Here is a 25,753-nt window from a genome sequence, read left to right on the forward strand (position 1 = left end):
TAGATAGTGCGCCTTTTTTCATATTAATTAATGTGGAAATGGTACTAAGCCAACAGTCTTTCACGCTGGCTTAACATCCATCTTCTAATGGATTAGTTTCTGGACTAGCCTACATTTGCCTTCGGTTTTAACTGATAGGCCAATACGAATACGAGCGCAGTTATAGCGCCGAGAACGCCATATCTAGCTATGTTAAAAAAAATCTCCATTCCAGTATAAGCAATGATCACGCCACCATAATAATATTCCTGAAAAACTTTCGGGTCAAACAGGCTTATTGATACACCGGCAATAAAACCAACTAAACCAAAAATTATGAATGGTTTCAATTTCATAGCGTTCACCTCGTCGGTTGATAAATCTATTAAAACACGAATGATTTATTTATACCAATGAAAAGTTATTTTATTCAAGTAGACGATTGAGGATAAAAAATATAGAGGATAACTATATTCAAAATAAGACAAGTTCTTAAGTTGACGAACTACTAAGAATAAAGCGGCTTCTTGTTTAATATGATGGGAGGGATTAAAAAATGAAACGGGGAGATAACGTGAAGCCGCTAAAAGGGAATCCAAATATTCCGCAGCCTATTCGAGCTGATGGCGCTGGAGGCGTTGATCGTGGTCCGCGGAATTTGATGCGTGATCTTCAGAATCCTAATATACTTGTTCCACCGGAAACCGATCGTGGGTTGATTCCTAATTTGCGTTTTTCTTTTTCCGATGCCCATATGCAATTAAATCATGGCGGTTGGTCAAGAGAAATTACGCAAAGGGATTTGCCGATTGCGACAACACTTGCCGGAGTGAATATGAGTTTAACACCAGGAGGCGTACGTGAGCTTCATTGGCACAAGCAAGCAGAATGGTCTTATATGTTACTTGGCCATGCCCGGATTACGGCTGTTGACCAAAATGGCAGGAACTTTATAGCAGATGTCGGCCCAGGAGACTTATGGTATTTTCCCCCTGGGATTCCCCACTCGATTCAAGGTTTGGATGACGGTTGTGAATTTTTGCTTGTTTTTGATGATGGGATGTTCTCTGATTTAAGTACATTGTCGTTGTCCGATTGGATGGCCCACACGCCGAAAGACGTTCTTTCGGCAAATTTTGGTGTACCTGAATCTGTATTTGCAACCATTCCAACTGAACAAGTGTATATTTACCAGGATGAAGTTCCAGGACCGTTGCAGTCGCAACAAATAAACTCCCCTTATGGCGCTGTGCCACAAACGTTTAAGCATGAATTATTAAAACAGCCCCCATTGGTCACACCTGGAGGCAGTGTACGTATTGTCGATTCAAGGAATTTTCCTGTTTCCAAAACAATTGCTGCTGCTTTGGTTGAAGTTGAACCAGGAGCTATGAGGGAAATGCACTGGCACCCGAACAATGATGAATGGCAGTATTACTTAACTGGCCAGGCAAGAATGACTGTGTTTACTGGGAATGGCGTAGCGCGTACATTTGATTATCGGGCTGGCGATGTTGGGTATGTTCCTTTTGCCACAGGGCACTATATTCAAAATACAGGCAACGAATCAGTGTGGTTTCTTGAAATGTTCAAAAGTGATCGGTTTGAAGATGTATCTTTAAATCAATGGTTGGCTCTTACTCCAACGGAACTTGTCCAACATAATATACATGTCGATTCCAAGTTTACTAATAAGTTAAGGAAAGAAAAATGGCCTGTTGTGAAGTACCCTACAATATAAATGGTGTTTATAATAGTTTGAAAGTGAGGAGTACCAAGTCTTTTAGGCTTCGGTGCTTTTTTATTTTAAAAAAAGAGAGCTATTTTATTATCCTTTGGTATCTTTTTGTATACTATAGAACGTTAATGTGCCTACTTCCTTTTATTATTCTAAGGGGTTATTATGACCTTAATCGTTAAACAATAACATTGGGACCCACTATACGCTCTGCCTGATATGAACCTTTGTTTGTAGAATCTATTAGGAGGTAAAAAATGAATGTCTATCATAGAAAACCAAATACATTTGTGAATCACGTTCATTTAAAAGTTGAACATTTAAGTCGTTCGCTTGAGTTTTACGAAGGCTTAATGGGATTTCAAGTATTAAATCAATCAGGAAAAAAAGCAGTATTGACAGCAAACGGAACCACGCCTTTGCTTACGATTGAACAACCTGACACTATTATTCCTAGGCAAGAGCGGACAACCGGTTTGTATCATTATGCTTTACTTTTTCCGACTCGCAAAGATTTAGGGAAATTGATCATTCATCTGTTGAATAAAAAGTATCCATTACAAGGTGCTACCTATCATGGGACCCATGACGCTTTATACTTTCAAGACCCTGATGGTCATGGTATCGAAGTAGCTGTAGACACTGATCCATCGACGTGGAGAAATACAGCAGGAGAATTAGACTTTTCGAAGCAAGCTCCAATGGATGTCGAGGGCGTTATTGCTGAAACAAACGGAGAACTATGGAATCGGATTCCAAATGAAACACTGATTGGTCATATTCATCTACATGTATCTGATTTAGAAAAAACGAAGGACTTTTACCATAAAGGTTTAGGGTTTGACATTACTATGGATATACCAAATCAAATGGCCTTTTTCTCTAGTGGTGGCTATCACCATCATATTGGAACCAACATGTGGTTTGGAAAAAATGCCCCAAAACCTGTGTCCAATAGTGTGAGGATGCTTTTTTATACGGTTGTTATTCCAAGCGAGGAAAAAAGAAAATCAATCGTTGTAAAATTACAGGCTATGGGTTATCGAGTCATTGAAGAGAATGGGGAGTTTATCACCGAAGATCCATCTGGAAACCAAATTCATTTGTATGTGAACTAATTGTTGTTGGGTAATCGATTTAATCAATATAAATTTGGTGTCGTACCAGCTATAAATTTCATGAGATTATTTGAAACCGACTATTTTGTGCTGACAAAGCCAGTCGGTTTTTTTATGCTACCGAATGTTAGATAAAGTAAACGGTTTTTGGATTTCTCTTTGCACAATTATAAGGATGACGTAAAATAGGACTTGTAAAGAAGCCTTCTGAATGCTAGCTAACCAAGATTCATTCCGGAAATTCGTGAAATATAGAGGAAGAATAAGGTGATTAAATGAAAGAGTTTGTCGTTGAAAGACCTATTCCGTATTACGAACAATTTTATCATTCAATCAAGAAAATGATATTTACCGGACACTTTAAACCTGGTGACAGAATAGTTGAAACTCAACTAGCAAAAGAGTTTAATGTTAGTAAGAGTCCAATTAGAGAGGCTATTAGAATTCTAGAAAAAGAAGGTTTAGTGATTGTAGATGAAAAATCAAGGGTTATCGTATACAAACCAACCCAAAAAGATGTTGAAGAGGTTTATTTCTGTCGAATGGCACTTGAATCATTTGCAGTAAGTGAGGCTACTAAGATTGCATCAGATGAAGACATTCATGAATTAGAGAAGCTATTAATAAGGACCGACCAAGCTATTTCTTCAAAAAAGGAAGAGGATCGCATCATTTCATTAAACGAATTGTTTCACAGTACCATTATAGATTATACAAAGAACTTAAGACTAAAAAAGCAAATCAATGATTTAAAAGCGTTGATTTATTATTTTCGTATATTAAATTTCCAAGGGGATAATCGCGCGAACGTTATCCTTGAGCAACATTACCGGATTTTTGAATTTATAAAAAAGCGAGATCCGGAAAAAGCTGCTAAAGCGATGATTTCACATCTTGAGTTAGATTTAGCCCATCTCATAAAAGTACTTCCCAAAAGATGATAAGTTAATATAAATCAGCAGAGTGATAGGAGATCATTACTGCTGATTTTTATTTAGAAGATATAAACCCCCTCATTCTGTACATATCCCTACAAATTTTTAAATTGATATATAAAACACTAAGTCGGGTATTGTTTTTCAGATTCTCTAATAGTATAATCCAGAAAAGAACGACGGTCGTTAGTCGACTGTCGCTTTTAGGAGAATAGGAGGATGTCCAATGAAGATAGTAAACATTGCAAGTATTCCTGGCGATGGAGTTGGAAGAGAGGTTGTCCCTGAAGCAGAACGTGTTTTGAAAGCGATTGCAGAATTGCATGGAGGATTGACATTCGAATTTACATCGTTCCCTTGGAGTTGCGAATACTACTTAGAAAATGGAAGTATGATGCCTGAAGATGGATTGGAGCAAATAAAGGATTTTGATTCGATTTTCTTAGGAGCTGTGGGAAATCAACGTTTAGTTCCTGATCATATATCTTTATGGGGGCTTTTAATTAAAATCCGCAGAGAATTTGAACAAGTTATTAACGTAAGACCAGCGAAATTAATTAAAGGTATTAACTCCCCGTTATCCAACCCGAAAGATTTTGATTTGCTTGTTGTTAGGGAGAATAGTGAAGGGGAGTATAGTTCGATTGGTGGCAGAATTTATAATGAAGATGAAGAGCTTGCGATTCAAAACGCTGTATTTTCAAGACGGGGAACTGAAAGAGCAATGCGTTACGCCTTTGAATTAGCAAAAACGAGACGTGGACATGTGACAAGTGCTACAAAATCAAACGGTATCGTGTATTCCATGCCTTTTTGGGATGATGTGTTTAAAGAGATTAGTAAAGATTATCCGTCAGTTGAAGTTGATTCGCAACACATCGATGCACTAGCAGCATTTTTTGTTACCCAACCTGAACGTTTTGATGTTATTGTTGCTTCAAACTTATTTGGTGATATTTTAACCGATATTGGTGCTGCGATTATGGGGAGTATTGGCATTGCCCCTGCAGCTAATATTAACATCAATGGTAAATATCCATCTATGTTTGAACCAGTTCATGGATCAGCACCTGATATTATAGGGAAGGGAATCGCTAATCCTATTGGTCAGATCTGGACTGCTAAGATGATGTTAGATCATCATGGGGAAACTGAATTAGGAGATCATCTTCTTGATTCTATAGAAGAAGTAACTAGCAGAGGTATTCGAACTCCAGATATTGGTGGAACTAGTTCCACTACTGAAGTGACATCGGAGATCATCAAAACTCTTTTACGCTAACGGTTATAACAGAGAGGTTACTAACAGAACCTTCCGTAATAGGTTATAAAAAATCTAAAATCACCTCTTCAGTTGTATCGGACTATCGCCTGGGGAGGTGTTATCTGCCTAATAGGCTTAATCCAATGATGATCGATGGAATCAATTAACACTTGCAAACCATTAACCTATTTCCGTCTAAGTCTTCAAAATTAAAGTAATGGTTGTTTTCTATTCCTGTAAGAAGTTTCACGCCTTTACTCTGCATATATTGATAAGCTTCTTCAATATTATTGGTATTGAAGTGAAAAGCTGGTGTTTGAAACGTTTTTTCTGGCGAATATATTTTGCTATCTAGTACAATCCCCGTTCCTTCTAGTTGAATGACATAAAGGTGACCAAACAGAATCTCCCCATCTCCATTAAATCCAAAAATATCACAGTACCAATCTTTAGCTTTGTCTATGTCACTGACAGGAATGAATACAGTGCCAATTTGTTTTAATATTGGATTGCCCATGAGCCCACCCCCTCCTAAAATTATTTCCCAACGCCCACCAGAGTTAACTCTCTTTCAACTCCTTTAAACCTTGATAGGTAGCTATTCTGCGTTTAACTTAAAACTCCTGCTTATTGTGTCGCCCTGAGTGGATGTGGAAGACAGAACAAATCGTTCGGTTGTTTTAGAATTATTCATTCGAAAAATATTGAACGGTGTTCTTTCTTAGTGTACTCTGTATATAAACAAATGTAGGAGGGTGCCAGTGGACATATTACATATAACAAGTAGAAAAAGAGACACATACCAGGTCGAATTAACCCATTCCCCATTATGGGAATGTGCTTTAGGGATTGCGGCTATTACTAATAAACAATTAATCGACACACTAGAAAAACCAAACTCCTATTGGCCAACGTTAAAAGAAAATTTTTCAGATGAACTATTGAGGGAATTACTGTATGTAGAGGAAAATAATACATGGAAGGCATTATTACAATTGCTTCATTACTATAAAGGAACTAGCCTTTCTGATTTCTGTCAGTATATTAATGAGCTAGACGCTTATGAACTCAAATTTATTTGCTTTCCTTATATTGGGGAACCTTATCAAGAGGTAAGGAAAAGCGCTGCCCAAGGAGATTCTGCTGCCAATTTAAAGTTAATTAAAGCTACTGAGGATAATCCATTTTTTCCACAATACGTAGATTTTCTATTCAAGGTAGAAACGGCACGATTGAAGCAACATCTCATTTATGTCATGACAAGTTGGTTTAATACTGTTATCAAACCTAAATTGGAGCGTATTGAGCAGATACTTGAGTTTGATTATAAATCCAAGCTAAATAGGAAACAAAAATTAAACCCGGAAGAGTTGGTTCATTGGGCGACGGGAGGCGTGCATTATGTGCCGGAGCCTAGTGTTTACAAAGTATTATTAATACCACAATTTATTTATCGTCCTTGGAATATTGAAGCAGACATTGAGGGGACAAAAGTATTTTATTATCCAGTTGCTAATGAAAGCCTGTCGCCAGACGATAAATACATGCCATCCAACTTCTTAGTTCAAAAGTATAAAGCGCTTGGAGATGATGTAAGACTCAGAATTGTTAAGTTGTTATGTGAAAAGGATCGCTCGCTTCAAGATATTACTAACATGCTGGACATGGGAAAATCTACTGTTCACCATCACTTAAAAATCTTAAGGGCGTCAAAAATTGTAGGTATGAAAGAAACGAAATACGCTTTAAAAGAAAATGCGTTAAATATGCTAGCAGAAGAATTAAGCGAGTATCTAAATCGCTGATCAAGGGGTTCTCTAATGAAAACACAACTCTTCAAAAATCGTTCGTTTATTTCTACTTGGGCAGGAAATGGAATTTCAGAAATGGGAGGGGCGTTTGGCACATTTTGCAACTCGATCTTAGTATACCAATTAACCGAGTCAACTTTTGCGTTAGGGAGTATGTGGTTGTTGTATTTTATTCCATCCCTTATCTTGCAATTGGTTATTGGTCCATATATCGATCGTTGGAGTAGAAAGTGGATTATGGTCTTGTCTCAATGGACTAGAGGGATGATCTTTTTCATTCCTTTAATAGCGTTATATACTGGAAACCTTGAGGTATGGCAAATATACACTGTACAAATTGTAGTCGGTTTCATTTCGCCTCTCTACGTGCCCGCTAACCATGCATTGACGCCTATGATCGTACCGAAAGAACAATTAAAGTCGGCTAATGCTTATATTGATGGAACGGTTCGTATCATGTCTTTTTTAGCGCCAATACTGGCAGGCATTGTCATACAATATTTAGGTTTAGACGTGACACTATTATTGGTTAGTATTCTGCTCTTAATGAGTGGCTGTACCTTATTACTTATAAACGAAGGAAAAAAAGCAGATCAAACAGTACGAAGTACGTGGTTGTTGGAATTTAAAGAAGGCATTTATTTCTTTTTTAAACAACGTATTGTCGTTTGGTTAGGGTTTTTTTTAGCTTTTGTTCAATTTGGAGTAGGTGTAACTATGGTCACAACGCTTCCTTATATAACAGAGGTTTTGAATGGCTCATATGCGCAATATGGTTATTTTATGGCAGGTTTCCCTATAGGTTATTTTATAGGAGCGATATTAGTACCGAAAATTGTATTTAAGAGTCGAAGATTAATCATGTTGGGTTCCTTGTTTATCGGTGGAATCACATTTCTCGTTCTAGCCTTTAATCATAGTATATCCTTCGCAATAACAACAGAAATAATAGGCGGTATAGTGATGGCGATTTTTAGTATACACAATACTACGATTTGTCAGCAAGTGATTCCAAACGACTTAATGGGTAAAGTTTTTTCTGTTCGATTATTTATCATTAGAGGGACAATGCCTCTTGGTATATTGCTAGGAGGGTTATTAAGTGAAGCATTTGGTGTTAGACCACTTTATTTATTGATTGGATTGATTATTAGCACAGCGGCTTTCGTCGGCCTTACTTTGCCTTTTTTTAAGTTCATTGATAATGAAGTAGAAACAATAAAGGAAACGGCCGCTTAATTAACAATAAAAAATTAATGATTCGCTTATTGGTTTTTAGATGACAGTTTCCATCCCTGACATAGTGTTATTAGGGTACTCCTGTATATTGGTCTTTAGATTATAGTACTTTATAGTGGTGATGCAAAAGAATTATAAAAAGACCACAAGTGACAAACGCAGCTAGCGTTTCGTTTTTATCATCTAGGGCGCCGATTCCTATGGTCACTGAGACTAAGGCTCTGGTCTGCCGGCACGTGCCTGTATCAATTAGGAAGGTAGAACGGTCTCCATACCTGCTCTACCTTCTTTCCCTTTAATACCCGAAAAAAGTATCTTTCTTAATATTCCGTTTTGAAATGTGTTTGTTTTTCAAGTAAGTGGAAATGGACTCGACCATGGATTTTGGTCCTGCAATAAAGTAAACGCCATTGTTTTGATGTGAAGCAGCAAACTGGTCAATCTCTTGATGCAAGCTGTCTTGTGAATCAAGGTAAGTCACGTGAATAGATGCGCGGTTGGCAATCGCATCAAGTTCATCTTTAAATAGGTATGACTTTTTGCTATCGAGGTAGAGGAGATGAATGTGTTTGTCGTCTCCATTCTTTTCTGCCTCTAGTTGTGTGAGGATCGATCGAAATGGGGTGATGCCAATTCCTCCTGCGATCAGGAGTGAGGGCTTTTGTTCTTGAAGAGTAAAAGCTCCTACTGGCCCGCTCATTTTTACTTTCACACCTGGTTTTAATTCGAGCATTGCTTTTTTAAAATCACTGGGGTTATTGCTAATGCGCGTTGTTATTTTTATGACATTCTCTGTGGGGGCAGAGGCTATGCTGAACGGTTTTGTAGGATTTTTCACTTTTTTATGCGTAATACTGAACAATCCATATTGTCCTGCTTTCCATGTTACATTGTGCTCTTTTTCAAAAAGAAAAGAATAGATGTCATCGGATTCTTTGTAGCTTTGTTGAAAAACCAATTCTCTCTTTTTGAATACCGAGAATACATCTTGAAAAAATGTCATGTTTCAGCTCCTTTTCCCGAATAGCGGGCTTTTCTAAACGATTTCCTGCTCTATGCCAAATATTTTCCTGTGATCGACTGCTCTGCGTGGATAATCTGTGAAGGCGTGCCTTCGAACACGACCTCGCCGCCGTTGCTGCCTCCGTCTGGTCCCATATCAATAATCCAATCCGCTTGGCTAATGACATCGAGGTTATGCTCAATGACGATTACTGTATTGCCGGCATCGACAAGGCGGTTCATGATCGTTAAAAGCAGGCCGATATCTGACATATGCAGGCCAGTTGTCGGCTCGTCCATCACGTAGATGCTGACCTGCTTGTGAAGTTCGCTTGCCAACTTGATACGCTGGCACTCCCCGCCTGAAAGGGTGCTAAGTGGCTGGCCAAGTGTAATATAATCCAACCCTACGTCACTCATTGCCTGAAGCTTGCGGACAATCTCTTTTTGTTCGAAAAATTCCAATGCCCGCTCTACAGTCATCTCAAGAACTTCTGCAATAGACTTGCCATTTAACTTGTAGGCAAGGACTTCTTCCTTAAACCGTCTGCCTCTGCATACTTCACATGGCAGTTTCACGCTTTCAAGAAAGGCAAGATCTGTATACACGACGCCGAGCCCTTGGCAGTTTTCGCAAGCTCCCTTGGAGTTGAAACTGAACAATCCTTTGTTAACTTTGTTAGCAGAAGCAAACGCTTTGCGCACATCATCCATTATGCCCGTGTAGGTTGCGGGATTTGAACGTGTAGACACGCCTACTGCCGACTGGTCGATGACAATGGCATCTGGATTCTGGCTGAGGAATACGTCGTTAATGAGCGTACTTTTGCCTGAGCCAGCCACACCTGTAACAACGGTCAGCACTCCTGTTGGAATTGTGACATTTACGTCCAGTAAGTTATGCAATGTCGCATTCTTGATGGACAGCTTGCCGGAGGGCTGCCTTGTGTCATGTTTCAGCTCAAGTGGCCGCTTCATATGGGTACCGGTCAAAGTACCTGACTCCAACAGGCCTTGAAAACTTCCTTCGTATACGATCGTACCTCCATGGCTGCCAGCGTGAGGCCCGACGTCAACAATATGATCTGCGACCTTGATTACATCAGGATCATGCTCGACAACAATTACCGTATTGCCTTTGTCGCGCAGCTTTTGCAGCAGTTCGTTTAAGCGGTGTACGTCGCGGGGATGCAAGCCTACGCTCGGCTCATCAAAGATGTACGTGACATCTACTAGGCTACCGCTCAGGTGCTTGACCATCTTGACGCGCTGCGATTCGCCGCCGGACAATGTATCTGTTTCCCGATCTAATGTTAGGTAATCAAGACCAATATCGACAAGATGTTGTAGCCTCTCTGACAACGACTTTATGATCGGCGCAGCAACAGCGATGTCGACCTCATGAATGATGCGAATGAGCTGTCCGACCTCCATGGAAGACATTTCTGCAATGTTAAAGCCATTTATTTTGCAGCTGAGTGCTGCCTGACTAAGTCTCGAGCCGTGGCAAGTGGAGCACGTGCCCTCGGTGATAAATGGCGCAACTGCTTTTTGTGTACGCTCAGACTTCGTCTTCAAATCTTGCTTGATGTATTTGTTGGTGAACTTCTCAATGACGCCTTCTACTGTGACATTTGTTGCTTTTCCTGCAAAGTCCATCTTTACTTTTTTCGCTTTGCTGTAAAGCAGTTTTTCTAGCTCTTCGTCCGAATAGTGGCTCAGTTTTTTATCAGGGTCAAAGGGTCCTGCCTGTACAACCAATGACCAGTCCCAACCGTCGACTTTATAATCAGGTAGTTTAATGGCCCCTTCGTTCAACGATTTTGACAGATCAACTGCTTTGTCCATGTCGACGTTCAGTTTGCGTCCAATACCGTTACATTCGGGACACATACCTTGGGGGTCGTTAAAGGAGAACATGTTTGATTCTCCAACGTAGGGTTGGCCTGCTCTGGAGAAAAGAAGACGGAGAATCGGTGAGATATCAGTAATCGTGCCCATTGTGGAATGAGAGCCGCCGCCTAGCCGCTTCTGGTCTACGATTACTGCCATGCTTAGGTTCTCAATCGCGTCTGTATCTGGCTGAGGAACGCGGGGGAGGAAGCTGCGCACGAACATGCTGAAGTTCTCATTCAGCAAACGGGTCGATTCTGCGGCGATGGTATCAAAGACAATCGATGACTTGCCTGATCCAGAAACGCCTGTGAAAATGGTGATCTTTCGCTTAGGGATGCGCAATGAGACGTTTTGAAGATTGTTTTCCCTTGCACCCGAGATGACGATGTATTCTCGATTCGATTCGCTCATACGTAACATCCTTCCAATAGAAATCGTTTTCTTGTATGGTTCGCTTAGTCATTACGAAACCGGCTGCATGCTGTTTGCAGCCGGTTTGCAACGATTAACAACCGAGTGCAAGTTATTGTTCCAACACTTGTGGAAGTTCGTTGGCCCAAGCACTCCAACCATGCTTCGCGCCTTCGAGGCCATGAACATTCGAAAATCCAGTTTGTTCGAGATGAAGGTTCACCTTTCCGTCCCCTAAATCCTGAAGCGTCAAAGTGACGGTATGTCTTTCGTCTCCGGTTGCCCAAGTATAAGACAAGCGATTCGGTTCATCGACAACAAGCACTTCGCCTTCGACAATACCATCCCACCATTCGGATGGCTCATGGCGAAATTGAAAGCGATGACCTACAATAGGCTTAAAATCATTTTCCGTAATCCATTGGGCAAGCTTGTTTGAGTCAGTGATAGCTGACCAAAGTTTTTCGATCGACGTCTTGTATTGGAAATCCAATTCTAATTTTAAACTCATTCTTCGTCCTCCTCTAATAGTTGGCCTAAGCGCAACATGTTCGTATTCCAGTACTTGCTGTAGAAAGCGACCCAATCTTGAACTTCTCTCAGAGGAGCAGCGTTTAGCCGAAATCGCGTTTCTCTGCCGACTTTTCGGTCACGAACTAAATCGGCTTCTTTCAAGACAGTCAAATGCTTTGATACGGCTGTTCGGCCCATATGAAACTGTGCCGTCAATTCATAAAGTGGCATTTCATCTGCTTCTGCCAAAAGATGAATTAAATGGCGCCGAGTTGGATCGGCAATCGCGTCAAACACGTCCCGCGATGGGCTATACTCGTTCACAACACCCTCTCCTAATAATGATTGCCAAAAGTCAGCCCGTCTAGTGGCTGTTTGACAACTTATAATTGGACACCATTTAGTGACGCTTTGATTATAGGACACCGTTTGGTTGCGTGTCAATCTTTTTTATAAGACGAGTCCAGGCGTGAATAAAAAAATCTTAAGTGATGGTAGCAGTGTAGAGGGAGAGGGATGGTTGTTATGAACTTGAAATGTCCCTCTAGCGAGAGCGGTTCACTAGTATTGCGGCTTGCCTTAGGACATATTTTGAAAAAGGGCATGTTCAGTAGTAGGATTCAGCCAGAGTGTATGTAAAAAGGGGGGCATCGTACCACAATGCCTCCCCCAAAAATTTGTTCCATCAACTGTCTCTCGTTACCGCCAAAAAGTTGTGCAGTCTGCTTTATCCCGTATATTAAACTCGATCATCTTTTCTAATAATGAAAAATCAACTGGACGATCCCACTTGATACGTACCAGTTCCTTAGTGTGATCATAGCCAGCTTGTTCAATCTCATCAACGAAGTGATGAATCCCCGCTTGTTCAGGGGCAACAGCCAGATGATGCTTAGCGACGCTGAAGCCGATAATAAATGTATCGTGATCGGTAAACATAGGCTGATTCCACGCGATTTTCGGGACTAAATGTGGAAATGTTTTCGTTACCCAGGCCAAAACCTCTTCCGTTCGAGCACGGTGTTGCGGGTTATCAATACGATCTAAAAATTCTTTAAAAGCGTCCATATGATTCACCTCTAAAATAAAAAAATTTTTATTTAACGTCGGTAAACTTATTTGTAAGCATTTAGTAGTCTTTCTTCTTTCGTTTCAAACCATTCTTCACAATCTATGAAATCCGTTTAAAATACGATTTGCACGAGGAACATATACAAAATGGTCCCACTTGCGATAGACAGCAACATATTTCTTTTCCAGGAATGCAAAACGATGATGACAAGGACAGAAACGAGTTCTGGGATGCCGTAATTTCCTTCAAAGACGTTCACTTTTCTTAACGAATAAATGACAAGTAAGCCAAATACTGCTGGTGGAAGAACCTTTCCCAAATATTTGATATATGAAGGTGTTGGTTTCTCAGCTGAGAAAATTAAAAAGGGCAAAAAACGAGTCATCATTGTTCCAAAAACAACGATGAGAATGATGATAACTTGTTGCGGCACGGTCATTGTCTAGCTGTTCCCTCTACTTTCTTTAAAGGTTTTCTCATGAAGGTTAGAATGGCTAACATCAGTGCCATTGCAGGGATAATAAAGTTTTCTCCACCAAATACGATTAACGTCAAAATGGAAACGCCTAACCCTATTAATGAGCTTTGATGCGTTTTCTCTTTTGACCACTGTTCAAGAAAAATCACGACAAATAAAGCAGTCATCACAAACTCTAAACCAGTCGTGTTAAACGTAACAATAGAGCCGAAGAGGCTTCCTATCGTGGCGCCCACAACCCAATAAATGTGGTTGAGCAAAGTGACAAAAAACATGAACCAGCCCTTATCGACATGGGGTGGTATTTGAACGGTATTGTTTATGGCAAACGATTCATCACAAAGACCAAAGATTAAATAAAACTTCTTTTTCCCAGTCCCTTTGTATTTTTCCAACATCGATATGCCATAAAATAAATGCCTTGCGTTTAACATGAGTGTAAGCAATAACGCGTTAAGCGGGTTAAAGGCAACGAGCAACAAATGCGCTGCGACGAATTCCATCGACCCTGCAAAGATCGTTAAGCTCATTAAAATAGCATAAATGGGCGCGAATCCTAAAGCGTTCATGTAAATTCCATAAGCGATTCCTAAAAATAAAAAACCAGCTAGAATCGGTATGGTATACGGAAACGCTGCTTTTAAAGCCGGTAGTAGTTTATTTTTGTCTGACATTGGCTCACTTCCTTGATCAAGCAACTTCATTAGTTATAACATACAAAGGCGATTCAAAGAACCTTTTTGTTCCCATAAGGCACTGCCAAAATAAGAATTTAACAGGTTTAATGGAATAAAGAAACGGGCTATATTAAATTTCTTAAGCAGCTAAAGAAGTTGGAGGGATATACATGGTAATGATAAAAGAACTGCAATCAGAAAAAGAAATTCTCGCCGCCTTTCCAGTAGTAAAGCAGTTGCGCACTCATCTTGACGAAAGCGAGTATCTTGAATTCGTAATCGAGGCGCAGGAAAAGGATCGATACAAAATGCTTGCTTTGTTTGAGGAGGATGAAATCGTGGCGGTTATTGGCTTTAAACCAATGGTGACGCTCTATTACGGACGATTTGTTTGGGTTTGCGACTTAGTCACAGATCAGAAAAAACGTTCAAAAGGGTACGGAGAAAAGCTGCTTACATATGTACATGAATGGGCAAAAAACCATCATTATGAACAAGTGGCCTTATCTTCAGGATTACAAAGGGAAAGCGCACATCGATTTTATGAACAAAAAATGGACTATGAAAAAGTAAGTTATGTGTTTAAAGTATCTTTGAAAAAATGATAGTAGCCGCAGATTTTAGAAGAAGGAATGAAGGATGTTTCATTGAATAAAGGGTATACTGTTATGAAACGCTATGCCTTATAAGCCATACTAGGAGGAAGCATTCATGAAAAGAATCGTGCCTCATCTCAGGATCGAGAATTGCAAAGAAGAAATTGCGTATTATCAAAACGTTTTCGGCGGAGAAATCAAAAATACCCAGTTGTCTGACGGCATTGAAATGTTTAAAGGCCATGAAGGAAAGTACATTCATGCCGAATTGCATATCAATGAGAATTGCATTTTATACATGGCTGATGTATTTGGGCAAAAGACGATCCAAGGCAGTCATATTTTGCTCGGGCCTGACCTTGACAGCGAAGAAGAAATAACGCGTATCTACAACGAGTTGTCAAAAGACGGAGAAGTGCAGATGGAATTGCAAGATACGTTTTGGGGAGCCAAGCATGCAATTGTCAAGGACAGAAATGGGGTATCATGGGAATTGAATTTTTCTAAGTGAATCAAGTTCGTTATAAATTTCAAGAGCCTAAACTCTTGAAATTTTTTATGCCCCTTGTCTAACTAATTTTGTTTTAGGCTCTTGGCATACTTGTATCAAATGACATAGAGGTTTTTATTGTTTTTGTCCTCATACTAGTCACTTTTGCACACTGTTGCCTCATACTTTATCGAGCTGTCAGTAAAAAGAGCATGCGCCTATCTTGGTACATGCTCTTTATCGACGAAAGGACCGTTGCCCATCGTATATAAATACTACCTAATGAAGGGTTTTACTTCCTTTGCTAACGCATCTTGAAGCCACATGGGGTGCATAGGAAGAAGGTTGCTTGGTAAATCATCACAATCAAAATAATTCGCATCTAATGTTTCGTTGCTTGTTTTGATTAGTGCTCCGCCTACAACCTCGCATTCAAAACATGAGGTGATAAACTGACTTATCTTCCCGTTTGGATAAGAGAAAACTTGAGAGGAAGGCTCTGAATAAATCCCAATTAACTTATTCACTTTTACTTTCAAACCAGTTTCTTCCCAAATCTCCCTAATGATCGCTTCTTCGACTGTTTCTCCTGGTTCAACATGACCTGAGGGAATACCCCATAATCCATTATCGAGACGTTTAATGAGGAGAACTCTCTGTTTTTTATCAAAAATAATGCCCGCTACTCCTGCCTTGATATTATCGGGCCAAGAAAAGGAAGGAGTGACTGATGGTTTTATGTTGATATTGTCGTCAAATAGACTCTTTAGATGAGGCACGACAACATCTGGGTTACGCAAATCTCTTGCTGAAGGATATGGTTTAAAATCGTTGTCCGCTATTAATATAGCTGGTATTCCTGCCTGATGCGCTCCTAAAATGTCGGTATAAGGAGTATCGCCTATCATTACTGCTTGAGAAGACGGGTGAAAATCACGAAGCGCTTCCTTAAACATATGAGGATAGGGCTTCCCTATAACCAAAGGCTCTTTTGCTGTTGACACACGTAACGCTTCCACGATGGCCCCTACGGCAGGTGAAGGACCTTCGGGTGTCGGAAAGGTTTTGTCCGTATTTGTAGCAATGAATGTGGCCCCTTTTTGAATCAGGTTTGCTGCCTTTTTGATGTCATGAAAAGACACCTGGTCGTCCCATCCAACAACGACTGCATCTACATCTACTTGGTCCTGTATATCAATACCAGCCTGTTGGCATTCCCATTTTAAATTTTGATCACCTAAAACAAAGGCCGTTTTGATGTTCTCCTTACGGAGGTATTGTGCCGTCACCCAACTAGAGGTGATAATTTCGTCGCAGCTTGCTTCTATACCTAAAGTGCGCAATCGTTTTGCTGTTTTTTCTCGTGTGGTACAAGGGTTATTTGTTAAAAATCGAATGCCCTTTTGTTTTTTTCGTAATCGTTGAAGCGACTCTACGGCCTCAGGAAGTGGGTCTGGTCCTATATAGACGACCCCATCTAAATCAAATAAAAATACATCAAACTTATCGGCAATCATCATTTATCTCTCCTTGCAAGCTGTTGTTACGGAAGGGGTTAAAATAGAGGGAAGTTCTACCTCTGTTCCCATAAAGGGCAATGAAAGTCGCGTATGATTAGACCTTCTTCCTTGTTTTTATAAAACGTTTCTCCCCGCGTTATACATCAAGGATACTAGAATTGAGTATATCATGATAGGCTTCAAACTTACTGGGAGTCTGTGCTTTGGACGACGGTTTCATCGCTTGTTCGTGTTAGTATAGGGATGTGCGTATCTTTAAGGCTATTGATTACGTAAGTAAGGCTGATAAACTACAAGAATAGCAACTACAGGCGAAGTCATTTAAAGTGTAGTGGGAAACAGCGGAAAAATCTTAGAATGGTGGGATACGAATGCGTGAAAAAATAACAAGAAAAAACCCCGCAAGTGTGCCAGCACCAGTGGGCAACTATACGCATATTACAAAGATTCCTAGAAATGCAGAGTTATTTGTCACATCCGGTCAAGTTGGCGTCGATCAACAAGGGCAATTCCCGAGAAATATGAATGACCAAGTGCGCAATACGTTCTCGAATGTGAAAGCAGTGTTGGAATCTGAAGGGCTACGTGCTGAAAATATTATAAAGGTCAACATATGGGGGACTGAGCAAATCGATTGGGATTTTTTATATGCAGAGTGGGATCGGCTGTTTGAAAAGGAGTATCCAGCGATGACCATTGGGTACCTTGCGGAGTTAGGACTACCTGAGATTAAAATTGAAATCGAAATTTGGGCAGCTAAAGTATAACTATTAAAGGGGGAGCGTTCTGTCCCCCTTTTTATGCTTTAAAAAAGGAAACAACCCTCTTACCCTTTATCCATTCACTTCCTTCTAAGCGTCATCGCCCTTCTAGTATCCATTCAACGTAATCCAAGTTAGACCATTCGTTTTTACATTTATAAGTTTTCCTCTGCGTAAAGTATTTAGGCTATATGAGCAAAATCGCCTATTGTTTAGAAATGGAAAGCGCATATTTTCCTAGCTATAGGAAAATATACGGATATAGCGTCTATGTCATTCCTATTATACAGTGATGACATAGGAAGGTGGTGGTTAGATTGCAGAAAAAGCGTAATCAATTAATTGACTTTCTAGCGAACCAAAATCGAGAATATGTATCCGCTTCCGCGTTGGCTGAGATCTTAAATGTCACGGACCGCACGATTCGCAACTATATTAAGGATATTAATGAAAGTTTTAGTGACATCGTCATTATTTCATCGCCGCAAGGCTATAAACTTCTCAAAGATGATAGCCAAATTGATCAAGAGCGAGTCGGATCAACGAATAAAGAAATGGAAGAAGTGCTTCTGGAGTTTGAAATTATCCAGTTCTTAATGAATGAGGATCGGTACACCACATACGACGAAATTGCCGACCAGTTTTATTATTCCCCACAGACGATTCGCAGTCGAATGCAACGGCTTACAATGAATATTGACGCTTTAGGAATCGATGTTTCCATAGATACAAAAGTGTTTAAAGGCATGAAATTGATTGGCACGGAAATGCAAAAACGAATTTTGTTGGAAAGTTTTTTTACGTCCATTTCTGTAAAGAAAGAGATGTTCAAGGATTTTGTCATCAATGGATTCCGGTCATGGGTGAAGCCAGAAACGATTGAAAGTGTCTTTAAAGTAGTGGATGAAATTAATAAAAATCACCAGCTTAACATGGAGTTCTCGATTTACAAAAAACTGACTACTCAATTGATTATTATTATCCATCAAATCAATGCTGGTCATCTTGTCGCTATTCAAGATACAGAGCTGGTGAATTTGACAGACTTTAAGGAATTTGAAGTCGCAGAAGCGTTTCGGTCTCAGTTGCATGAATGCGTCCATATCACAGACGATGAAGCGATTTTTCTTGTCAATTATTTAATATCGTTACAGTTAGACTTAGACGATGCCAAAATAAAAAACAAGAACCCAGAAGTGATAGGCAAAATTGAAGAGATTTTACGTCAAGTGGAACAGGTCTATCAAGTTCCTACTTATTCACAGACAAGGTTTAGAAATAACATTTCCAATCACATTTATCGAATTATTAATCCTGCTTCACATAATTTGCTTATCTATAACCCGTTTGTGAAAGAAACGAAAGCAGAATATTTTTTCTCTTTCAGTATTGCTTCTAATATTGCTCTACAAATTGAAAAAGAATTTACTGTCGAAATTCAGGACAGTGAAATTGCTTATTTAGCCTATCATATTCAAGTCATTCTCGATTCACAGGATAAAAAGAGGAAGAAATTAAAAACCATCATTCTTTACAGTAGAAGCTATGAGCGGACAAAGCTTATTGCTTCTAAAATTGCAACATATTTTGATGAACTAGACATTTGCAAAATCGAAAAATGCTCGACCGATTATGTATTTGACCATTCCTATTTATACATTGGCATCAATCTAGCATTTACACCACAAACGACTGCCAATTTCATTATGATTCAAAATGGCTTTCAAAGCATTGATATAAAGAAAATTCGTTTCTTCCTTGAAGCCCAGAATTCGATTATTGAGGACGCGGCGATTCACTGGATGAATGAGAATAGCCCTGAAGAAGCGATCCGCCACTTGCTTACGCTAAATGGCCAAGAGCATTACTATGAACCAACGATGAAAAGGGAGAGCATGTCTTATACGTCGATAGGCAACTTAGTGGCTATTCCTCACCCTTATTTTGAAATGGAAGAATATAAAGAGAGGGTGATCATTGGCGTTAATCAGAAAGCGATCCAGTGGGGGAATGAGCTAGTTCAGCTAATTATCATTTACATTCCCTCTTCCGATATTGAACGGAATGAATACGCTTTTACAGAGTTTTTTCAGAAGACAAAGAGAATCGAACATGTACGAGAGCTTCTTCATACAGAACAGAAAACAGAATTTATCAAAGTTTGGAATCAGATTTAACCAATAAGGAGAGAAAATCCATGTTAATGAATATGAAAGAATTGTTAGCTGTAGCATACGAACACCACTTTGCAGTAGGTTCCTTTAATGTCGCAAACAGTGAGTTTGTACGAGTCGTTGTCGATTCAGCCGAAGAAAAAAATGCCCCTGCCATCATCCAAATCCATCCGAATGAAATTGAGTTGCTTGGCGATGAATTTGTGGCCTACGTCCGGGAAAGATGCAAAAACGCAAAAGTGCCGATGGCCATTCATCTTGATCACGGCGCGTCTGTCAAAGATGTGATGAGAGCGATTCGAAATGGGTTCACGTCTGTGATGATTGATGCCTCACATGCCTCGTTTGCCGACAATATCGCGATCACGAAGGAAGTCGTCAAACTTGCACATAACGTAAATGTTTCCGTAGAAGCTGAGTTAGGGACAATTGGATCAAATGAAGGAAGCTCTGAAGGCGGGGCTGACGAAATATTGTATACAGACGCTAACGACGCAAAAACATTTGTTGAAGATACAGGGATCGATACGTTGGCGATTGCGATTGGTACTTCTCATGGTCAATATAAGCACGCAGGCAAACCAGAGTTAAAGCTAGACTTGCTCGCTGAAATCAACGAAAAAGTAGGAATTCCTCTTGTCCTTCATGGAGGAAGTGACAATAAAGATGAAGAGATATCGCAAACGTATCTTCATGGTGTTGCAAAAATCAATTTATCGACAGATATGAAAAGTGCTTTCTTTGAAGAAATGCGGCGTTTCTTAACGGCTAACCAAAGCGCCTATGAGCCAGACGTGATCATGCCAAGTGCGCGGAAAGCAGCACAACAAGTTGTAAAACAAAAAATGGATTTATTTAATTCGACAAATAAGGCACACCTCTATTTTTGCTAAACTCATACACTTAAAGGAGGGAATAACGTGAAATTGGTCGATATTTTAACGCGTGACAATATAATTTTGAACCTTCAAGGGAATAGCCAGACAGCTGTTATTGATGAGTTAGTCGATAAATTGGCACAAAACGGCCTTACTGATAACCCGGAAGCATTCAAAAAAGCGATTTATAAAAGAGAGCAAGAAATTTCGACAGCAGTCGGCTATGGCGTTGCGATTCCACACGCAAAATCTAGCACTGTGCCGGAACCGACAATTGTAATGGGGCGGACACTGCAAGGAATTGATTTTGGCGGGCAACATACGAATTTAATCTTTATGATTGCTGCGCCGGAAAATGCTTCAAATGAACATTTAGCGCTCTTGTCTAGACTTTCAACCTTTTTAATGAGTGAAACGTTTAGAGCAAAGCTCCTTGTCGCTACATCAGTAGATGAGGTGATGAAAGCGATTGAGGAACAGGACCGCTTACAGGAAAAGGATACAACTGACGAAGCAGACTCAGGAAAATATTTAATCGGAATTACGGCATGTATGACTGGAATTGCCCACACCTATATGGCGGCAGAATCATTAAAGGAAGCAGCCGAAAAACGGGGCATGAAAGTAAAAATTCAAACCAATGGCGCAAATGGCCCTGAAAACAAACTAACAGCAGCCGATATTCAGAAAGCAGACGCCATTGTCGTTGCACACGATGTACGAGTGGATACTTCTTCATTACAAGGCAAACGTTTTATTGATGTACCTGTAAAGAAAGCGATTAGTGATGCAGATCATTTAATTGACCAAGCGCTTTCCTATCGTATTCGGGATGAAAAGGTTGAGCAAGCCGTACAGAAGCAGGAGCCAGAGTTAGAAGAAGAAAAAACAGGATTGAATTTTTACAAGCATATTATGAGTGGGGTTTCGTATATGATCCCATTCGTTGTAGTCGGCGGCATTTTTATCGCGATTTCCTTTATGTTTGGCATTTATGCGGCAGATCCTGAAAGCGATCAATACAATGTGATTGCCCATTTCTTTAGTCAGGTCGGTGGAGAAGCGGCGTTTGCATTGATGGTTCCTATTCTGGCTGGGTTTATTGGCTACAGCATTGCCGACAAACAAGGGTTAGCCCCAGCCATGATTGGTGGCATGGTTGCTACAATCGGAGGCTCTGGTTTCCTTGGTGGTATGATAGCTGGCTTTGTAGGCGGTTTTGCTGCAAAATTTATTGGCAAGGCAATGGCCAAAATACCGAAATCTTTTCAAGGTTTAGTGTCTGTTTTAATTGTTCCATTATTAAGTACGTTAGTCGTTGGCGCGTTTATGTTCTTTATCTTGAACACACCTATGTCTATGCTTAACCAATACTTGGAAGCTGTATTAAAAGGTCTTACTGGCATAAATGCGGCACTGTTAGGCGCTTTATTAGCCGGTATGATGGCTTCGGATATGGGCGGGCCGATTAATAAAACGGCTTCTGCCTTTGGGCTAGCGATGTTTGCTGCCAATATTTTTGAACCTTCCGCGGCATTGATGGTTGGCGGAATGGTTCCGCCACTTGGAATTGCGCTGGCGACAACAATCTTTAAGAATCGCTTTACGATTCAAGAAGCAGAAGCAGGAAAAGCAAGTTATGTCTTAGGAGCAAGCTTTATTACCGAAGGGGCAATCCCTTTTGCCGCTGCTGATCCATTAAGAATCATTCCGGCAAATATTATCGGTGCTGCAGTAGGCGGTGCATTGTGCATGGCGCTGGATATTTCATTAAAGGCCCCTCATGGCGGGATTTTTGTGATCCCGATTGCAAGTGATAAACCATTATTGTACGTTGGTTGCATCTTGCTTGGGTCGATCATTACATGCTTGATCATTGGCTTTTTGAAAAAACCAATTCCTGAGAAGGACCGAAACAACGTCAAAAAAATGAGCAGTGTTCTTTAAGGCATCAGTTGTGCCATTAATAGAGGGCAGGACGCTCGGACAAGCGTTTTGTATCGAGGGTTTCATTAAGATTGAATGATGAGACTACACTGGTTTCTGGATTAGCCTTTGGGAGTATGAACCTCCTTGGTTGAGTGGAAAGTCAATCTTCCTTTCACGCCAAGGGGGCTTTTTTTATTTAAACGCACATCCCGAGCGGGGTATTAAGGTAAGATATAAAAAAGCCAATGACATGTAACTTTAAGCGAATGAAAGTCTTGCAGAAAGGGAAGAGGGTATAAAAATAAGAATAAAATAGAAGATCGGAGGAGAGTACATTGCGAAGCGAACAAGAAATGATGGCGCTGTTTTTAGATTTTGCGAAAAACGATGAGCGAATTCGCTTAGTCACGTTAGAAGGGTCACGTACAAATAAAGCGATCACTCCTGATAAATTCCAGGATTACGATATTTCTTACTTTGTAACGGATATCGACTCGTTTAAAGAAAATGACCAGTGGCTTGATCCATTCGGAAAAGCAATAATGATGCAAAAGCCAGAGGACATGAAGCTTTTTCCGCCTGAATTAGGCAATTGGTTTTCTTATATTATTCTTTTTGAGGATGGCAACAAATTGGATTTAACCCTTATTCCTCTCAACGAAGTCAAAGATTACTTCTCTCAAAGTGATGGCCTAGTTGAGGTTTTGCTTGATAAAGATCGGCTCGTCAAAAACGAAATCGTTGCTGATGATCGCCACTATTGGCTAAAAAAGCCAACAGAAAGAGAATTTGATGATTGTTGCAATGAATTTTGGATGGTTTCCACCTATGTGGTCAAAGGATTAGCCAGAAAGGAAATCCTCTTTGCTATCGACCATTTAAATGGAATTGCTCGGCCTAACTTGTTGAGAATGATGGCTTGGTACGTGGGCTCAGACCGAGGATATACGTTTAGTGTGGGGAAAAATTATAAATTTATTGATCGCTATCTTCCTAAAGAGGATTGGGAAGCACTGCTTTCGACTTATTGTGAGAAGGGCTACGCAGAAACGTGGCAATCTTTATTTACTTGTTATGAGCTTTTTAGAAAATACTCGAAAGGATTGTCGGCCAGTCTTGGCTACAACTATCCAGATTACGACGAAGCGATTACAGCCTATTCTGCTAGTATCTACGATTCACTGCCATAAACTTGTTTATTCTTGAAGCGGATATTGAAAAAGCGCTAAGAGGGTATCATGATGAGAGTGAGCATGGCTGGAGTTTGATGTTTAGTGGGCTCAAAGAAATGCTCGAAACGGAGAATATTAGCGACAAAATGTAAGGACGAAAAATCGCCGATAGCTAGCGGGCAAATCCGCTGGCTTCCCTTGAATGGTCAACTACTTGATCTTTCAAATTCAATAAACTTCAATTACAATAGCAATGCATAAACAATTTCATATGGAGATGATTCGTATTGAGCGAGCCAAATATGCGTATCACACTAGCGGTAGGGCCAAATTGTGAATTGGAAGCATTCTCCTTACGGTCTGTCCTTGAGTATTATGGAGCGCGTGTACATATGCACTGGATAGGGAGGCCCAATGACTTAGTTGGCATTTTATCAGGAAAAACAAGGGACAAAAGCGAATATCTAATTTTATGTTTTCATGGAGAAGAAGGGCAATTTATATTGCCAGAATTGGCTGAAGACGTTTATGAAGAAAATGAACATCGTTCCTGTTATTTCGGAGCCGCACAAGTGTTGCAGCATGCACATCTAGAGGGCGTTCACGTCGTGGCTACAGGTTGTACTTTAGGAGATAAAAAACTAGCAGAAGCGTTTAAACACGGCAAAGCGGAATCATACATTGCGCCAAAGGATGATGTGGATGGAAATGCTTCTCTTCTATTCGTGTTAATGTTTATGTATGAACTAATAAATAATAGTAGTACAAAAAGGACAGCTTTTGAGCGAGCGCAAGCAATTGATGATGAAACGGGTTTATATCAATTATTCTTTTAGTAGCTAACGAGGCAACTGGTTTTGGTCTTCTGTATAATTTTCTTATAAAAGATGGAACGTGAGGGGAAACGAAGGAAATGGGTTATGTAATCGGTTATATGATTGGTAGATTGTTAGGGGCATGTTTGATTGCATTATTGATCACATGGCTATGCGGACTCGTGTACCGTGGCATTAAAAAGAAAAAAATGCCTAAGTTTTGGCTGCTATTTGCTATTTTGGCTGTTGCTGTTTTTATCTTATCAACGATTGGTGCACTTGCACAGCAGTAATAGAACTAAGAAGTAAAGCCTAGTTTGTTCCTTTCTTTCCTTTGTAGCTTGGATAGGCATATATGCATACAAATGTAAGATAGTATGCGATGTGAAAGGAAGAGAAGATGAACGACTATAAGCGATGGGCTTTTCAGCAATGCCCACAACAAGCTGGGTGTTACAGGCAATTTCCCCCGGTTGATACGACTGAATTGACGGAGTCTGTTCATCAGTTTGAGTTTTTGCTTAAACAGGGCCAACTCCTGTTGCACCAATTAGGAAATCGGCCATTTGCGAAGCATTTAATGGAAGCTGCGCAAAAGAGCGACCACCTAACCGTGCAGCACATGATTCAATCTGTTCCAGGGTTAACGGCTGTCAACGACATTAAGTTTTCACCAACAGGCATTGTATTCCAGCTAGCGTCTCCGGTCATTAGTGAAGGCGGCAATTGCTGCGCAATGTCAATTGTCCTTAAATGGGGATAATGTTTACTGTGGTTCTAAGTTTAATCTCATAGTGTCAAGCAATAGAGGCTAGGGAAGGCTTATGCTTAAATAACGGCAGGAAAAGCCTTCCACTTTTTTGTTTAAATCATAATAAAAACTATGATATTCGTAGATCCATATAAAATGTGGTATAATAACAGTTAGTGTTACGGTTGCGTTGTAATAAATATTTTTTAAAAAAGTATTGTCTATGCAGAATGATTATGCTATATTATTACTTGTCGCTGGCGAGCTAGCGAAAACAATTTAATGACAACAAGCGCCCGTAGCTCAACTGGATAGAGTACTTGACTACGAATCAAGCGGTTAGAGGTTCGAATCCTCTCGGGCGCGCCATTGCGGGAAGTAGCTCAGCTTGGCAGAGCACTTGGTTTGGGACCAAGGGGTCGCAGGTTCAAATCCTGTCTTCCCGACCATCTGTAACGTCAAATGTCTTACATTAAATATGCGGGTGTAGTTTAGTGGTAAAACCTCAGCCACGAGCGAAACATCTGCGAATAG

The 25,753-nt window shown here is 40.2% G+C and carries 26 protein-coding genes and 2 tRNA genes; 18 read left to right on the plus strand and 10 right to left on the minus strand.

All coding sequences use genetic code 11. The features are described 5' to 3' along the window. Nucleotides 1–104 precede the first annotated feature (104 nt). A complete protein-coding gene (locus tag V5G21_RS13605; RefSeq protein ID WP_142237595.1) occupies nucleotides 105–329 on the minus strand; it encodes a hypothetical protein in 225 nt (74 codons plus the stop codon). 206 nt (nucleotides 330–535) lie between these two features. Between V5G21_RS13605 and V5G21_RS13610 the strand changes: the two genes are divergently transcribed. The 4 genes from V5G21_RS13610 (at nucleotide 536) to V5G21_RS13625 (ending at nucleotide 5,052) form a co-directional block, all read left to right on the plus strand. After that, nucleotides 536–1,720 (plus strand): oxalate decarboxylase family bicupin, encoded by a 1,185-nt coding sequence (locus tag V5G21_RS13610; protein WP_011245693.1) that lies wholly within the window; start codon nucleotides 536–538, stop codon nucleotides 1,718–1,720. Nucleotides 1,721–1,974: 254 nt separating this feature from the next. Continuing rightward, entirely contained in the window at nucleotides 1,975–2,835 is an 861-nt protein-coding gene (locus V5G21_RS13615) for a VOC family protein (protein WP_011245694.1), read from the plus strand. A 275-nt stretch (nucleotides 2,836–3,110) separates the two neighbouring features. Beyond that, the gene (locus tag V5G21_RS13620; protein WP_011245695.1) at nucleotides 3,111–3,776 is read left to right on the plus strand and encodes a GntR family transcriptional regulator; all 666 of its coding nucleotides are present in this window, start codon (nucleotides 3,111–3,113) and stop codon (nucleotides 3,774–3,776) included. Nucleotides 3,777–3,996: 220 nt separating this feature from the next. Further along, complete coding sequence (locus tag V5G21_RS13625; RefSeq protein WP_011245696.1) at nucleotides 3,997–5,052, plus strand: tartrate dehydrogenase; 1,056 nt, start codon at nucleotides 3,997–3,999, stop codon at nucleotides 5,050–5,052. Between the two features lie 145 nt (nucleotides 5,053–5,197). Here V5G21_RS13625 and V5G21_RS13630 read toward each other — a convergent pair whose 3' ends face one another. Beyond that, the gene (locus V5G21_RS13630; protein ID WP_011245697.1) at nucleotides 5,198–5,551 is read right to left on the minus strand and encodes a VOC family protein; all 354 of its coding nucleotides are present in this window, start codon (nucleotides 5,549–5,551) and stop codon (nucleotides 5,198–5,200) included. Nucleotides 5,552–5,795: 244 nt separating this feature from the next. On the opposite strand from V5G21_RS13630, the gene V5G21_RS13635 reads away from it, so the two are divergent. Together V5G21_RS13635 and V5G21_RS13640 are read left to right on the plus strand one after the other, a co-directional pair. Then, nucleotides 5,796–6,839 carry a metalloregulator ArsR/SmtB family transcription factor gene (locus V5G21_RS13635; RefSeq protein ID WP_338464823.1) on the plus strand — a complete coding sequence of 348 codons (1,044 nt, stop codon included), beginning with the start codon at nucleotides 5,796–5,798 and terminating at the stop codon, nucleotides 6,837–6,839. 15 nt (nucleotides 6,840–6,854) lie between these two features. After that, nucleotides 6,855–8,084, plus strand: coding sequence for an MFS transporter (locus V5G21_RS13640; protein WP_011245699.1), 1,230 nt, complete (start codon nucleotides 6,855–6,857; stop codon nucleotides 8,082–8,084). A gap of 295 nt (nucleotides 8,085–8,379) precedes the next feature. Here V5G21_RS13640 and V5G21_RS13645 read toward each other — a convergent pair whose 3' ends face one another. From V5G21_RS13645 to azlC, 7 genes are all read right to left on the minus strand, one after another. Continuing rightward, nucleotides 8,380–9,087 carry an FAD-dependent oxidoreductase gene (locus V5G21_RS13645; RefSeq protein ID WP_338464824.1) on the minus strand — a complete coding sequence of 236 codons (708 nt, stop codon included), beginning with the start codon at nucleotides 9,085–9,087 and terminating at the stop codon, nucleotides 8,380–8,382. A 50-nt stretch (nucleotides 9,088–9,137) separates the two neighbouring features. Further along, entirely contained in the window at nucleotides 9,138–11,393 is a 2,256-nt protein-coding gene (locus V5G21_RS13650) for an excinuclease ABC subunit UvrA (RefSeq protein WP_338464825.1), read from the minus strand. A gap of 112 nt (nucleotides 11,394–11,505) precedes the next feature. Then, nucleotides 11,506–11,904 carry an SRPBCC family protein gene (locus V5G21_RS13655; protein ID WP_035204938.1) on the minus strand — a complete coding sequence of 133 codons (399 nt, stop codon included), beginning with the start codon at nucleotides 11,902–11,904 and terminating at the stop codon, nucleotides 11,506–11,508. Next, a complete protein-coding gene (locus V5G21_RS13660; protein WP_011245703.1) occupies nucleotides 11,901–12,230 on the minus strand; it encodes an ArsR/SmtB family transcription factor in 330 nt (109 codons plus the stop codon). Before V5G21_RS13660 ends, V5G21_RS13655 begins: the two co-directional genes overlap by 4 nt. Nucleotides 12,231–12,605: 375 nt before the next feature. Further along, nucleotides 12,606–12,974 carry an iron chaperone gene (locus V5G21_RS13665; RefSeq protein WP_035204935.1) on the minus strand — a complete coding sequence of 123 codons (369 nt, stop codon included), beginning with the start codon at nucleotides 12,972–12,974 and terminating at the stop codon, nucleotides 12,606–12,608. 116 nt (nucleotides 12,975–13,090) lie between these two features. Beyond that, nucleotides 13,091–13,417, minus strand: a complete 327-nt coding sequence (locus tag V5G21_RS13670; protein ID WP_011245705.1) for a branched-chain amino acid transporter permease — start codon at nucleotides 13,415–13,417, stop codon at nucleotides 13,091–13,093. Continuing rightward, a complete protein-coding gene (gene azlC / locus V5G21_RS13675) occupies nucleotides 13,414–14,130 on the minus strand; it encodes an azaleucine resistance protein AzlC (RefSeq protein WP_011245706.1) in 717 nt (238 codons plus the stop codon). The genes V5G21_RS13670 and azlC overlap by 4 nt, the downstream gene beginning before the upstream one ends. A gap of 173 nt (nucleotides 14,131–14,303) precedes the next feature. Here azlC and V5G21_RS13680 point away from each other — a divergent pair, with 173 nt between their 5' ends. Next, a complete protein-coding gene (locus V5G21_RS13680; RefSeq protein ID WP_011245707.1) occupies nucleotides 14,304–14,738 on the plus strand; it encodes a GNAT family N-acetyltransferase in 435 nt (144 codons plus the stop codon). A gap of 106 nt (nucleotides 14,739–14,844) precedes the next feature. Beyond that, nucleotides 14,845–15,240, plus strand: a complete 396-nt coding sequence (locus tag V5G21_RS13685) for a VOC family protein (RefSeq protein WP_011245708.1) — start codon at nucleotides 14,845–14,847, stop codon at nucleotides 15,238–15,240. Nucleotides 15,241–15,494: 254 nt separating this feature from the next. On the opposite strand, the gene V5G21_RS13690 is transcribed toward V5G21_RS13685, so the two are convergent. Continuing rightward, entirely contained in the window at nucleotides 15,495–16,736 is a 1,242-nt protein-coding gene (locus V5G21_RS13690; RefSeq protein WP_338465523.1) for an HAD-IIA family hydrolase, read from the minus strand. A gap of 374 nt (nucleotides 16,737–17,110) precedes the next feature. Between V5G21_RS13690 and V5G21_RS13695 the strand changes: the two genes are divergently transcribed. From V5G21_RS13695 to V5G21_RS13740, 10 genes are all read left to right on the plus strand, one after another. Further along, the gene (locus V5G21_RS13695; protein WP_338464826.1) at nucleotides 17,111–17,506 is read left to right on the plus strand and encodes a RidA family protein; all 396 of its coding nucleotides are present in this window, start codon (nucleotides 17,111–17,113) and stop codon (nucleotides 17,504–17,506) included. A 302-nt stretch (nucleotides 17,507–17,808) separates the two neighbouring features. Further along, nucleotides 17,809–19,677: a BglG family transcription antiterminator gene (locus V5G21_RS13700; RefSeq protein ID WP_338464827.1), complete on the plus strand. Its 1,869-nt coding sequence runs from the start codon at nucleotides 17,809–17,811 to the stop codon at nucleotides 19,675–19,677. Between the two features lie 20 nt (nucleotides 19,678–19,697). Continuing rightward, nucleotides 19,698–20,567 (plus strand): ketose-bisphosphate aldolase, encoded by an 870-nt coding sequence (locus V5G21_RS13705; RefSeq protein ID WP_035204922.1) that lies wholly within the window; start codon nucleotides 19,698–19,700, stop codon nucleotides 20,565–20,567. Nucleotides 20,568–20,594: 27 nt separating this feature from the next. Further along, nucleotides 20,595–22,499 carry a PTS fructose transporter subunit IIABC gene (locus tag V5G21_RS13710; protein WP_338464828.1) on the plus strand — a complete coding sequence of 635 codons (1,905 nt, stop codon included), beginning with the start codon at nucleotides 20,595–20,597 and terminating at the stop codon, nucleotides 22,497–22,499. Between the two features lie 317 nt (nucleotides 22,500–22,816). Further along, nucleotides 22,817–23,671, plus strand: a complete 855-nt coding sequence (ant(6), locus tag V5G21_RS13715) for an aminoglycoside 6-adenylyltransferase (protein ID WP_338464829.1) — start codon at nucleotides 22,817–22,819, stop codon at nucleotides 23,669–23,671. Nucleotides 23,672–23,940: 269 nt separating this feature from the next. Continuing rightward, a complete protein-coding gene (locus tag V5G21_RS13720; RefSeq protein ID WP_035204917.1) occupies nucleotides 23,941–24,489 on the plus strand; it encodes a hypothetical protein in 549 nt (182 codons plus the stop codon). 77 nt (nucleotides 24,490–24,566) lie between these two features. Beyond that, nucleotides 24,567–24,761: a hypothetical protein gene (locus V5G21_RS13725; RefSeq protein ID WP_035204914.1), complete on the plus strand. Its 195-nt coding sequence runs from the start codon at nucleotides 24,567–24,569 to the stop codon at nucleotides 24,759–24,761. A 107-nt stretch (nucleotides 24,762–24,868) separates the two neighbouring features. Beyond that, on the plus strand, nucleotides 24,869–25,231 hold the full coding sequence (locus V5G21_RS13730) for a hypothetical protein (RefSeq protein ID WP_011245717.1): 363 nt from the start codon (nucleotides 24,869–24,871) through the stop codon (nucleotides 25,229–25,231). Nucleotides 25,232–25,511: 280 nt separating this feature from the next. Continuing rightward, nucleotides 25,512–25,588 (plus strand) — tRNA-Arg (locus V5G21_RS13735). Nucleotides 25,589–25,591: 3 nt separating this feature from the next. After that, nucleotides 25,592–25,668 (plus strand) — tRNA-Pro (locus V5G21_RS13740). Nucleotides 25,669–25,753 lie beyond the last annotated feature (85 nt).

It is taken from the genome of Shouchella rhizosphaerae (assembly GCF_036700015.1).
Taxonomy (GTDB): domain Bacteria; phylum Bacillota; class Bacilli; order Bacillales; family Bacillaceae_D; genus Shouchella; species Shouchella rhizosphaerae.